Below are 13,643 nucleotides of genomic sequence, written 5' to 3'. Positions count from 1 at the left end.
ATTTACCAAGTACTTAGAGTACTTAGTATATTAGATTATACAAATAAAATTACCTTAATTATAGCATATATGAGAAGAAAAATAAAATATCTCATGCCTGTAATGCTGGCATGCTCTATGATGCAGTTCTCGTGTTCTGACTGGACAGACCCAGAAAGCATCAATATACATACTCCTTCTATGGAGGAACAAAATCCGGAACTTTATGCCCAATACCTGGAATCTCTCAACAACTTTAAAGCAACAGACCATCAGGTAGTAATTGTTTCAGTTAATAATGTAAGCACTGTAACAACCTCACGCAGTCAACACCTTACTGATATGCCTGACAGTCTCGACTATATTTGTCTAAACAATACAATGGAAGTAAATCAGGCAAATATATCTGAGATGAAGGAAGTACGTCGATTGGGTACAAAAGTATTGGGATTAGTTGATTTCGATGCTATAGAAAGTGCATGGAAAAAGATTCTTGAAGAAGAAGCAGCCAACGCTGTACCTAATCCCGAATCTGATGAAACAGAAAATGGAGAAGAAGGAGAAGAGACTGTCGACGATGCAACACGTTTTATTGAATACTGTAAAAGTGAGATCGCTAAACAAATCGCCGCAAGTAACGCTTTGGATGTAGATGGAATTGTAGTGAATTATACAGGCTTCGACCTCAATTCGCTTGTTGAAGAGAATGAAATTGCCACTGAAACAGCACGTCAAGGAGCATTCTTTGACGCGGTAGCTAACTGGAAAGTTGCGAATACTAATAAGGACTTGCTTTTCAAAGGTTACCCGCAGAACGTTATTGGTAAAAGTCTGCTTTCTGATTGTAAATACATCATTGTCAATGCGCATGGAGCAAAAAACCAATACGAGATGTCTTATCTCATACTCATGGCATCAGCAAAAAACGTACCAACCGACCGCTTCATCATGGGAGTAACAACGCCTTATCTTACCAATTCGGGGAGTTACAATGGTGAACTCGGAGATGGCTCATCTGCCATCATTGGAGCTGCTCAATGGGCAGTGGCAAAGACGCCTGACTACACCAAAGCTGGAATTTCAATTGATGCAGCGGAAAAAGACTATTTTAATGCCAGCAATGTATACCCAACCTTAAAAGAAGCTATAAGTATATTGAGTCCAACCGTTAAATAAAAAACTGCCTTATGAAATTAAACAATTTAATATTTACAGCTCTTGCCGGTTTCTCAATAATTCTTGCCGGTTGCCAGAACAACGATGAAAATGAACAGCATTATGACAATAAACTCTTCATTTCGGCATCGAACTTTACTAAGGAAATACTGTTCAAGGCTGGTGATACAAATGTAGAAACTGGTCTTTCAGTAGCCATAGCAAAGCCTGAAGAACATGATATCAAAGTGACTATGTCACCTGCTCCCGAACTTTTATCAACTTATAAACTGGCATATTATGATGAAACTGCAGTACTTCTTTCCGAAGAGCATTATTCAATGCCAGAAACTTCGACTACCATCAAATCAGGTAGTATAGTTAGTCCAGAATTGCCTATTGAATTCATTAATACAGGAGAACTTGATATCAAAACCACTTATGTGCTTCCAGTCACTATTAAATCAGTGGAAGGAATCAGCGTTTTGCAAAGTGCTAAGACATATTATTATGTATTCCGCGGAGCATCACTTATTAATGTGGTATGTAATATCAGTCGTAATCGTGCTTATCCGGACTTCAAGAATGACTCCAAATTCAATAATCTAACGGAGAATACGATGGAGATACTGTTCAAGGCCAATTCATTCCCTAATACTCTGAACACGTTGATGGGTATCGAAAGCAATTATTTGCTCCGTATCGGTGACGCAACCATTCCGAATAACCAACTTCAAGTAGCTACTTCTGTTAACAATTGTACAAGCGCAGACCTTCAACTTGAAAGTGGCAAGTGGTATCATGTAGCTGTCGCATTCAATAAAGGTAATGTCAAAGTATATATCAATGGCGTAGAAAAGCTTTCCGGTTCAACGGGAAAGAGTTCTGTTAGTCTTGGTGCTAAACATACCAATGAGGAAGACGGCTCACGTTGTTTCTGGGTAGGTTATTCCTATAAAGATGACCGCTATTTTGATGGCGTCGTTTCCGAAGTACGAATCTGGAATCGTGCATTAACAGCAGAAGAAATTCAGGCAACAAATCACTTCTACACAATAGAACCTGAATCGGAAGGGCTCATTGCATATTGGAAATTCGACGAAGGTTCGGGTACAGTAGCTAAAGATTACAGCGTGAGTGGCTATGATTTGACAATCGAAAAAGAACCTAAATGGGAATCTGTTTCATTGCCTCAATAATAAATCATTTAACTAAGAATTGAATATGAATATGATAAACAATATCAAATATGCTTTCCTGCCAGTGGTAATGTTCACTATGGCAACCTTCACATCTTGTGAGGAAGACATTGAAATAGGAAACAAGATAGATGAATCTTCTTATTTGGCATCGACTCAACTGAGCGGATTATTATTGGACGAAAATACGAATAAAAACAGTTCGGTAATCGAGCTCCGAAATAATGAATATAGCACTAATGTGGTATTCCGTCTTTCTAAACTACCTCAAAAAGGAGTAGATGTTCAAATAGCTGTCGAGGAATCATATGCAGCTATATACAACACTATCCATGAAACGGATTTCGAAGTGTTTCCTGCCGCTAATGTGAAAATCGCAAATAATGGTACTTTTGTACTTGCCCCAGATGATAAAGTTACCCCAAGCGTGAAAGTTACACTGACTGCGTTTGATGGAATGGAAGAGGATAAAACCTACATAGTACCTTTGACAGTAACATCTTCTACTGAAGGAGTAACATTTACTGAAACGTCCAAGCATATGGTGCTTCTCGTTCAAGATTATCGCAACAAACCTAATACTAACAAAGGAGAAGATGCGGTACAAACAGTTCTTTATTTCGAAGTTAATGATACTAACCCGCTCAATGCCCTTGAGTTTCTGACTGAAAGTGGTAAATATTTTTTCGACCATATCGTACTTTTTGCTGCTAATATCAATTGGGATCCAGAGAAACAACGAGTATATTTAGCGAACAATGAAAATGTTCAATTCTTGCTCGACAATAATGATAAGTATCTACAACCATTGCGTAAAGCTGGTATGAAAATTATTATCAGCATCCTTGGTAATCATGACGAAGCTGGTGTCGCTCAACTTTCGGATATGGGAGCTAGGGAATTCGCCCGGGAACTGGCAGCTTATTGCCGTGCTTATAATCTGGACGGCGTCGCTTTCGATGACGAATATTCGAACTCACCAGACCTTTCAAACCCCTGGCTTGCAAGCCCATCAGCTTATGCAGGTTCACGATTAATGTATGAATGTAAAGCTGTCATGCCGGAAAAAATTGTCTCGCTCTATAACCTTGGCAACATGTATTCAAGTAGTCTCCAAGTTATCGATGGTATCGAACCTGGTCAGTATTGCGATTATGCTGTAGCTGACTATGGTGGTGCTGCTGGGCCAGGTACCGGTATGACATTGAAACAGTGTGCTGGTATGTCAATAGAACTAAGACGAGGCAGTGGCAACTCAAGTGAATCTACAGCGCGTTCTAGAAAAGAAGCTGGTTATGGATACTACATGTTCTTCGCACTTGACCCATCATTATATGGTTCACAAGTATATAGATGCCAATCCGTTTGTAAAGGTTTGTACGATGAAACATTAGTTTATCCAAGTTACTATTATAAAAAGAATAGTACAGAACGTGAAGCTATTAACTGATTAATGTATATTTTACCTTAAAAAGAATAGATATGAAATTATTTAAGAATTTAATGATAGTGTTATCGGTATCCCTCCTACTATGGGGTTGTTCTGATGATGATGAATCAATCAATAATGGTAATTCAACAATCTCACTATCGACCAATATACTCCAAGTGGATAAAAATGGAGGGGATGCTACAGTTACTGTAACAAGCTCCGATAACTGGCGGTTGTCAGGAATATGTGATTGGGCACATCCGTCAATAACTTCAGGTAAAGATGGTGATGTAGTTACTTTTACCATCGATCCTAACAAATTAGATGAAAAGCGTACTGCAACCTTCAAGTTTTTCACAGGTTCTTCAGTTGTGCCACTACAAGTAGAGTCTCAACCTGCATATATAATGGATTTACTTTCTGACGAAGCTCTTTCTATTACTAAAGAAAAAAGTACTGTGAGAATTCAACTTAATACCAATGTGGCCGACCCAACGATAACATATAGTGACGGTGGTAAAGAGTGGCTGACATTCGATAGACGTAATGAATTCGGTGGCAAAGTAACTTTATCATTCACTGCTGCCGAGAACAAGACATATAAAGATCGTAGTACAAAAATTACAATCTCAAGCCCACTCGTTACTGAAAGTGTCAATGTAGATATTAATCAAAAACAAACAGATGCAATTATCACCGAAAGTAACACTTTAACATATGATCTAACAGCACGAACTATCTCTTTTAAAGTGAAATACAACGTCAATTACGCTATTTCCATAACAAAAGGGAAAGATTGGATTACTGATCAATCAATTTCCGAACCACAAAAAGGCGATGATGGTTTGACTACGGTTACTGTTACTTATAAACTATCCGCATCACCAGCTTCGCGTGGAGGTACAATTCATATTGCCCAAACCAGTGGTACATTAGTAAAAGATATTGCTATTGTTCAAAAAGATCCGGACGCCAGCCCTGTGGAAATTCCAGATGCCGTTCTTCGAGCACTTTGTATATCTAACGGTTGGGCTCTCCCTATTGATGATACCAAATGTATTATTCTTGAAGAAGGATTAAACGCAACTTCATTCTCTAACACCTCATACTCTAACCAGATTAAAGATTTAACCGGAATAGAGTATTTCCCTAACCTGACTTCATTACGTTTAGGTTATTGTTCAAACATGAAAAAGCTTGATATTTCAGGTTTACATAAGGTATCATCACTCACATTTAATAGCCCTACTATTTGTGAAGAGTATAATTTGGGAGATAATCCAATTACTAGTTTCAATGCAGGAGGTAGCTATGTTTATTCGGAGGCAGAAAGTCTTAAAGTCATCAGTAGTAAACTTGAGTCTTTGGATTTAAGTCTTGTTTCCTGGTATGCAAGTTATGATTATGTTACGTCAATTGATGCTTCGGAATGTCCAGCATTAACAAACTTAAACGCCAATCGTAGCAGCAAAATTAAGACTCTTTATTTAAAGACTGGTCAAGTGATACCAAAGTTAACTAAGAATGATGCAACTACTATTGTTTACAAATAATTAATATATAGAGAAATAATTTATAGAGAATCCCTTTATTTACTCTTTCCAAATCTGTGAATAGAGTCAAATAAAGGGATTATTGCTATCTATTTTTATCTAATGCTAGCTCTTATCTTAAAATACTCTTTTCATCTATAAACAAACCACAACCAGTACTCAAAGACCTTTTTGAATCCAACAATATTGAAATCAACTGATTATATAATCAATGTAACCTTAAAACTCTAAATCATATAAAGATTAAGAGTCATTCAAAAAACAAAACTATTCCACCTGCTCTTTCGGGTAATTCACCAAATACAGTGTCTTTGTCGCCCGAGTAAAAGCTGTATACAACCACCGGAAATAATCCGGAGTCAAATACTCATCTGTCATATACCCCTGATCTAAAAACACATTCTGCCACTGTCCGCCTTGCGCTTTATGACAGGTTATTGCGTATGCATATTTCACCTGCAAAGCATTGTAATGCGGATCGGCTTTCATCTTTTTCATCCGGTCTCTTTTGTTTGGAATATCTATATAATCCTCAAGTACCGCATAGAACAATCGGTCATTGTCTTCTTTCGGCAATGCAGGTGAGTCCGAATGTAAAGTGTCTAATAATAGATTCGCATCCAATTCAAAATCATTCTGATCAGGAAAGCGGAGAGTAACTTCGGCAAAACGAAAACCATATATTTCACGAGTTCGACGAACACGCCGGACAACTGCAATTTCTCCATTAGCTATAAAATCCATCTCCTTATATTTCTCCGTCCAATAGTAATTATTTTTGGCTATCATCAACATATCTCCTGTATTCAATTCATCTTCACGCCAAAGAATTTGAGCACGTATTCCATTGTTATATAGGTTTGCACGTTTATTGGAACGACAGACAACAATCGTCTCATCCATACCATCATGATCGTAGCAATTAGTTAGTTCCTCTATCAGTTCAGTTCCCGGCACCAGTTTAATATCAGGAAAACCTGCTATTTTTATCTTAGGCAGAGAATAACAATCATCCTCTGCTATCAATTGCCTCAACTGTGTGGCATTCCATAATATTCCGGATTCTTGCACCTGACGGACTACTTGAGTAAGATCAATCTCACGTACTTCAAGTCCATACCCCTTCAATGCATCGGAAAAAAGTGCCGGGCTTAACCCCTCTCCTACCGGAGGAAGCTGCGCGGTATCACCCATTAACAAGAGACGACATCCCTGTCCTGAATAAACAAATTGCACCAAATCATCCAATAAACGTCCTGTTCCAAACATACTGCCCGACAGTCCTTCGTTTGAAATCATGGAAGCCTCGTCGACAATAAACAATGTATTGGTAGCTAAATTGTCATTGATCGAAAAGTTACTAAGTTCATTAGAAAAAGATTGTTGTCTATATATTTTTTTATGAATAGTAAAAGCCGGATGTCCTGCATACACTGAAAAAACTTTTGCCGCACGTCCTGTAGGAGCCAACAATACAGATTTCTGCTGCAGCTGATCCATCGTTTTCACCAATGCCCCTACCAACGATGTTTTACCAGTACCAGCATACCCTCTTAAGATAAAGACTTCATCTGCCAGTGTGGACAGCAGAAACTCTGAAAGAGATTTTACAGCAATTTCCTGCTCTAAAGTTGGCTGATAAGGAAAATTTTCCTTAATTTGCCTTTCTAAATAGTTATTTATCATTTTTGTACGAGAAAAAAGTTCGAGGAACTATCGTATTTAAATTTATTTATTCTATTTTTGCGATGCGAATATAACAACTAAAAACATAATTTATCATGAAAACAGTATTTAATATTGTATTGGTGCTTTGTGCTGCTGCACTGATTTACATCTGTTACACCAGCATTATGGGTCCTATCAATTTTGAAAACGCAAAAAAAGAAAGAGAAAAAGCAGTCATTGCCCGTTTGATCGACATCCGTAAGGCACAGCAGGAATACCGTTCGCTGCACCGCGGAATGTATGCACCCAAATTAGACACACTGATTGATTTCGTTAAAAATCAAAAATTGCCGTTCGTTATGAAGATGGGAATGTTAACTGACAAGCAATTGGAAGATGGACTGACTGAAAAGAAAGCCATGGCTATCATCGAAAAAGCAAAGAAAACCGGTAGATACGATGAAGTTAAGAAATGGGGACTTGAAAACTTCAAACGTGACACTATGTGGGTAGCTGTATTGGATACTATCTATCCCAAAGGATTCAATGCCGACTCTATGAAATATATTCCTCACGGAAATGGTGCTCAATTCGAAATGAACGTGAAAAATGACACTGCCAAGTCTGGTGCTCCGGTATATTTGTTCGAAGTGAAAGCTCCATACGAAACTTATTTGAGCGGACTTGACAAACAAGAAATCATCAACCTAAAAGACCTGGATTCTAAACTAGGCAAATATAGCGGCTTGATGGTAGGTTCTATCGATACTCCAAACAATGGTGCTGGTAACTGGGAATAATGATTGATTTTACTAAATCAAAACAATATACTTTATCCATCCGTCTTAGTACGGATGGATTTTCTTTTTCTATCTATAACCCGATTCATGACGATTCGCTTTCAATAATAGAGAAAGAGATAAATGCGTCTTCATCCCTTACAGCAAATCTAAAAACACTCTTTCACGAATCGGATTTCCTCAATCATCCTTACAAACGAGTAAACATTATGATGGCAGGCAAGCGTTTTACGATTGCGCCATTAGAATTGTTTGAAGAGGAACAGGCGGAACTTCTGTTTTATCATAATCATCAGAAAAAAGAAAACGAAACGGTGCTCTATAATATTCTAAGAAAGAATAATGTAGCTGTCATCTTCGGCATAGACAAAAGCGCACAGACCTTTTTGAATGAACAATATCCCGAAGCTCGTTTCTATTCTCAATCTACTCCATTCATCGATTATTTTTCTGTAAAAAGCAGATTGGGAAACAGTAAGAAGATGTATGCTTCTATACGCAAAGACGGCATTGACATCTATTGTTTTGAACGAGGACATCTGCTTCTGGCTAATTCCTTTGAATGTACGCACACAGAAGACCGTATTTACTATTTATTGTACGCCTGGAAACAACTGGAGTTTAATCAGGAACGGGATGAGTTACACCTAACCGGAATACTTCCGGAGAAAGACGTTTTAATGAGTGAATTGAAAAAGTTTATCCTACAGGTATTCATCATGAATCCTGCAACTAATATTGACATGCAAGCCTTATTAACATGCGAGTAATCAGCGGTATTTACAAACGAAGAAGATTTGACGTGCCTCGGACATTTAAAGCACGCCCTACGACAGATTTCGCCAAAGAAAATCTGTTTAATGTACTCAATAACTATATCGATTTTGAAGAAGGAATAACAGCTCTTGATTTGTTTGCCGGAACGGGAAGCATCAGTATCGAATTGGTATCCCGCGGATGCGACCGTGTTATCAGCATTGAGAAAGATCCTGCACATCACTCATTCATCTGCAAAATTATGAAAGAGGTGCAGACAGACAAATGTCTGCCGATACGCGGAGATGTATTCAAGTTTATCAAAAATGGCCGCGAACAGTTCGACTTCATCTTTGCCGATCCTCCCTACGCTTTAAAAGAGTTGGAAACAATACCCGAATTAATCTTTCAGAATAATCTTCTCAAAGAAGGAGGATTATTGGTACTGGAGCATGGAAAAGATAATAATTTCGAAGAAAATCCACATTTCCTTGAGAGAAGGGTGTATGGAAGTGTGAACTTCTCACTATTCAGATAAGATCCAAATACAATTTCATCCTTATTAAAGTAGCGGAGCCAATAAACGCACGATAGACTCCACAGCTTTTTGTCTCCACGAACGTCTGCCCCAATTCTTCAAAAAGATCTGTGTACTTTCGCGCTGGTCCTGAAGAAATATTTCTTTCATTTCAAGGGCAGTTTCTACGTCATACATAAAAGCATTCACCTCAAAGTTATGCTCAAAGCTACGGAAGTCAACATTGGTAGAGCCTACAGTGGAAAGCATATCATCTGAAACCATCAGCTTAGAATGTAGAAAACCTTTCTTATAAAAATAGACCTTAACACCTGCCTGCATCACATCTGCCAAATAAGAACGCGATCCAAGATGAGTTATCCAGTTATCTGCACGTTCCGGTAACATCAAGCGTATATCCACCCCAGACAATGCTGCTGTTTGCATAGCTGCTAATATTGGTTCTGTAGGCAAAAAATAAGGTGTTTGCATATAGAAATATTTTTTTGCACTGGTAATGGCAACAGTCAATCCCTGCATGATTTCTTTCCATGGCCCGATAGGCTCACTCGTGACAATTTGCACTAAAGAACTTCCGCAAGAGTCAATCTTCGGAAAATAACGGGAAGCGGTTATCAACGTACGGTCTACAAAATACCAATCAAGCAAAAAAGCCGTTTGTAAACCATGCACTGCCTTGCCTTCCAACATGATATGCGTATCTCGCCAAATCCCCCAAGAAAAGCCACGCATATAACGTTCTGCCAGGTTCATTCCCCCAACGAAGCCCACGCGTCCGTCAATAACGACAATCTTTCTATGGTTGCGGTAATTCACCCTACTGGTAAATAAGGGAAAACGTACTTTCAAAAAGCTCCTGACTTCAATACCGGCATTGCGCATTTCTTCAAAAAAACGGTTAGGCACATGCCAGCAACCTACATCATCATAGATAACCCGTACTTCAACCCCGTGAGAAGCTTTTTCTATCAGCACATCCCTGACCATACGCCCGATAGCGTCATCTTCAAAGATGTAATATTCCATGTGGATATGCTGCTTCGCTTTTTGCAGTTCACGCAACAATGATTGAAGTTTGGTATATCCTTCGGTATAGACTGCCACACGGTTCCCCTCAAATGGAAACGCTTGATTCGTTTGCTGGAAAAGCTGAATAAGACGGGAGTATTCATAAGGAACGTCCGAACAATCCTGTGCGAGATATTCGGCCATTGGTTTCTTCAATAAGCGGTCGTAGCTTTTTTGCCCAATGATACGTTCGCGACGTTGACTCCGCCCAAAGAAAAAATAAAAGACAAGTCCGACAATAGGAAGGAAAAGTAATATGAGTATCCATGCCATGGTTTTAACCGGATTCCGGTTGTCAAGAATGATGATGACAATCGTACCGATAATGGCTCCAAAATAAAGAATATCAAAAGCCACTGTTGCTATCTGGCTAAGCATATAGTTCCAATCAATCATAGGAATCTCCTTTCATACGGATACTAAACAACAAATATAGAGTAAATTCTCGGATTAACAAAGAAGTCCCGGCAACAACATTGAATCGTTGTGCCGGGACTTCCTGTTTTTATTTAAACCTATTACTCTGCTTTAGTGTGGTCTGCCACCTCCAAAGCCACCACGCGGGCCACGAGGTCCACCACCATCAAAACCGCCATGACGCATATTGCCGCGAGCTTCTTTATTTCCAAAAACATTCAGACGATAAGAGAAACGAAGCATGCAGTAGCTATTAATTCCGTTATATTCAGAAACAGAACGCATATCGGCTGTTAACGAACGGCTGATATTAGATTGCTGCCGCAGAATATCATATACTTCAAAACTGATGGTTGCGGCATTGCCTTTCAGGAAGTTTTGGGCAATCTGTGCATTCCAAATAAGTTCATTCTTATTCATACTGGCATCACGATAACCACGACGAGCGTTATTAGTGATATTGGTAGACAACGTCATACTCCAAGGTAAAGAGATATTAGTACTTGCACCATAACCAAATGTATAGGGTTCTTGATTGTTTTCCGGACGCAGTTGATTTCGCTCAAAGTTATAGTTGATTGAACCATTCAAGGTAAATTCAAACCAGTCGTTACGGAAAGTTCCATTCAAATTCTCTCCGAAAGTCAGTGTCGTACTAGTGTTCTTGTCATTTATTTTAGTATCGTCATTAAAAAGATAAGAAACCGCATTGGTATAATTAGCACGGGAAAAAGAATTTATGGTAAACCGCTTGTCTCTCAATGCTGTATTGAATCCAAACATTCCCATCGCATTCCAGTTTCCGTTGATATTCTCCGGTTTAACAGTCACTCCACCAGTACTCTGATTATAAGTAGTGGCATTAGTAATGCTATTTTGAGTCATATTCAAGTTTGCATGAGCCATCATGCCACGCTGTTTATCTGCATTATAAGTATTATAAAACAAACGCATAGAATGAGAGAAAGAAGGTTTCAATCCCGGATTACCCTTACGGATATTCAACGGATTAGAGTCATCAGTTACATCAAGCAAATTTTCCATACTCGGCTGGCTTGCACGTCCCCGATAGGTAAAGCGCAACTGGCTGACTTTAGAAAATCTGTAACGAAAATCAACGTTAGGAGCAAAATTGAACACATTTCTTTTTACCACAGTATCTACTTCGGCCTTCTTATAATCCAATCTGGTGTTCTGCGGTTGCAAAGATACTCCAAAGTTCAATCTATATTTCTCGCGGATAATATTTAGTCCTGCATTAATATCATGGTTATAATATTTATATTGAGCATACTTACTCAAATCTCTATCTTTATTCTCTTCATATCCTACAGGCAGGCCATCACCAAAATTCCAAAACCAATCCTGTCCTTTATCGGCATCAGGAATCAAGCTGTATGTACTTCTGTCACTTTCACTATATTTATATTGAAATTTATAGCGGAACTGTAAGAAGGTAGCTCTCGCAATCGGTTCGCTATAAGTCAGTTCGGCAGTATAATCATAATTCTTGGTTGGAGAAGTAGTATATTGTTTACGCTCATCATCTTCTTTTTTTGCATTATCATCAAAATAACGCGTCAATGATTCACTAAACTGTTCGCTGTCATTATCTCCATAACTAAATGTACCACGGAAAGTGATGTTTCGTCCCTGATTATTCAATCTACGATTCACTTGCAAAGAAGCATTTGCAGAGAGATTCTGCCCTTCAGATTTTGATTCACTATTACTGGCGTTGACACGAATAGCTTCTAAAGGATCATCCGTACTTCCCCAGAAAATCTTATTCAAAAACTCATTAGGATTAGACACCAAATTAAATGGATCTCCATTAAAAGTACCCGATTCGGAAATAGAATAACTATTAGACTTTCCATAAGAAACGTTCGGACGGAAAATGATATTTGTCAATGTGTCCGGTTTCCACTCCAACCGAAAGTCTGCATTAAAGTTCGTATTCTTATTGCGGCCTTTACTGTTCGAATTTGAATAAGAATTTCCATTTTGCAGGAAACGTTCCGAGTAGTTTGTAGATGTTGCATCCCGATCACTGAAATTATAACGGGCACTACCTCCCAGTTCCAATTTTTCAGTCTGGGTAGCAAAGTTAGCCCCTAACATCTTGGTAGCAGTCAAACCATTGCTGTTCCGGAAACGAGGTCCGCCACCTCCACCGGAGAATCCCTGATCGTTCACATTATTAGCAGAACCGATTAAAGAGAATTGGCTATTATCGACAAAACGATTCAACATCAAGTTGCTTCCGTAACGATCTTCTGTACCACCGGCAACACTTGCATTACCAAACCAACCTTGATTCATACCTTTCTTCACTTTCAGGTCAAGAACAGTTTCTTCTTCTCCGTCATCTATTCCGGTAACACGTGCCAAGTCCGATTTTTTATCGTATGTTTTCAGTTTGTCGATCATGTTGACCGGTAAGTTCTTCAATCCGGTTTTCACATCACCGCCAAAGAACTCTTTACCATCCACCATAATCTTCTTTACTTCTTTACCATTGATTTTGACGTTACCGTCATCGTCTATTTCTGCTCCCGGAAGTTTCTTCACCAACTCTTCGAGCATCGCCCCTTCGGGAGTACGGTAAGCTGTTGAGTTATATTCCAGCGTATCTTCTTTCACGACCACCTGCGGAGCTTCGGCAGTAATCACCGCTTCCTTCAGCATGACAGCATCAGGGTCCAATGTAATGGTTCCCAATTTTTTATCAGTGGCGTTAGCAGATAATTGTACCGGTACGAGCTTGGTTCGGAATCCAATATAGGAAACTTTCAACACATATTTTCCGGCTTTTACTTTGGGGAGAGTAAACCATCCTTGGTTACTACTGGCTATACCGGCGGCATAAGCACTATCAGGTAATGATAGCAATTGAACTGTAGCCTGCGCTGCGGGCTCTTTAGTATCGGATTCCACCACACGTCCCGAAACGGTAATAACCTTATTCTGTGCAAAAATTGAGAAGGTGCATAGCAACATCAGCACCAACCCTGCTGAAAATCTTTTCATTTACCTTATTTACGATTATATTAGTAGCAATAACAATGTCTTTTT

At 38.9% G+C, this 13,643-nt stretch carries 10 protein-coding genes; 7 read left to right on the top strand and 3 right to left on the bottom strand.

Annotated elements, in window-relative coordinates:
* The first annotated feature begins 69 nt into the window (after positions 1–69).
* The 4 genes from DW173_RS12685 to DW173_RS12670 are packed head-to-tail and all read left to right on the top strand — an operon-like array spanning position 70 to position 5,318.
* Positions 70–1,155: a glycoside hydrolase family 18 gene (locus tag DW173_RS12685; protein ID WP_117685265.1), complete on the top strand. Its 1,086-nt coding sequence runs from the start codon at positions 70–72 to the stop codon at positions 1,153–1,155.
* A gap of 11 nt (positions 1,156–1,166) precedes the next feature.
* A complete protein-coding gene (locus DW173_RS12680; protein ID WP_117685264.1) occupies positions 1,167–2,333 on the top strand; it encodes a DUF1735 and LamG domain-containing protein in 1,167 nt (388 codons plus the stop codon).
* 25 nt (positions 2,334–2,358) lie between these two features.
* Positions 2,359–3,783, top strand: coding sequence for a BT_3987 domain-containing protein (locus tag DW173_RS12675; protein WP_004301366.1), 1,425 nt, complete (start codon positions 2,359–2,361; stop codon positions 3,781–3,783).
* A 32-nt stretch (positions 3,784–3,815) separates the two neighbouring features.
* Entirely contained in the window at positions 3,816–5,318 is a 1,503-nt protein-coding gene (locus DW173_RS12670) for a BACON domain-containing protein (RefSeq protein ID WP_004311004.1), read from the top strand.
* 267 nt (positions 5,319–5,585) lie between these two features.
* On the opposite strand, the gene DW173_RS12665 is transcribed toward DW173_RS12670, so the two are convergent.
* The gene (locus DW173_RS12665) at positions 5,586–7,004 is read right to left on the bottom strand and encodes an ATP-dependent RecD-like DNA helicase (RefSeq protein ID WP_117685262.1); all 1,419 of its coding nucleotides are present in this window, start codon (positions 7,002–7,004) and stop codon (positions 5,586–5,588) included.
* A gap of 95 nt (positions 7,005–7,099) precedes the next feature.
* Between DW173_RS12665 and DW173_RS12660 the strand changes: the two genes are divergently transcribed.
* Genes DW173_RS12660 through DW173_RS12650 form a run of 3 tightly spaced genes read left to right on the top strand, consistent with a single transcriptional unit; the run spans position 7,100 to position 9,080 of the window.
* Complete coding sequence (locus tag DW173_RS12660; protein WP_004301363.1) at positions 7,100–7,786, top strand: hypothetical protein; 687 nt, start codon at positions 7,100–7,102, stop codon at positions 7,784–7,786.
* Positions 7,786–8,556: a DUF3822 family protein gene (locus DW173_RS12655; protein WP_004311006.1), complete on the top strand. Its 771-nt coding sequence runs from the start codon at positions 7,786–7,788 to the stop codon at positions 8,554–8,556. The genes DW173_RS12660 and DW173_RS12655 overlap by 1 nt, the downstream gene beginning before the upstream one ends.
* Entirely contained in the window at positions 8,547–9,080 is a 534-nt protein-coding gene (locus DW173_RS12650; protein WP_004314595.1) for an RsmD family RNA methyltransferase, read from the top strand. The genes DW173_RS12655 and DW173_RS12650 overlap by 10 nt, the downstream gene beginning before the upstream one ends.
* Positions 9,081–9,104: 24 nt before the next feature.
* On the opposite strand, the gene cls is transcribed toward DW173_RS12650, so the two are convergent.
* The gene (cls, locus tag DW173_RS12645) at positions 9,105–10,544 is read right to left on the bottom strand and encodes a cardiolipin synthase (RefSeq protein WP_061447537.1); all 1,440 of its coding nucleotides are present in this window, start codon (positions 10,542–10,544) and stop codon (positions 9,105–9,107) included.
* A gap of 132 nt (positions 10,545–10,676) precedes the next feature.
* Positions 10,677–13,598 (bottom strand): TonB-dependent receptor, encoded by a 2,922-nt coding sequence (locus tag DW173_RS12640; protein WP_004311007.1) that lies wholly within the window; start codon positions 13,596–13,598, stop codon positions 10,677–10,679.
* Positions 13,599–13,643: the final 45 nt, after the last annotated feature.

Origin of the sequence: Bacteroides sp. AM16-13 (genome assembly GCF_003602705.1) — a bacterium.
Taxonomy (GTDB): Bacteria; Bacteroidota; Bacteroidia; order Bacteroidales; family Bacteroidaceae; genus Bacteroides; species Bacteroides xylanisolvens.
Note: the sequence above shows the minus strand (reverse complement) of the source record. Positions and strands in the feature narration are given on the sequence as shown.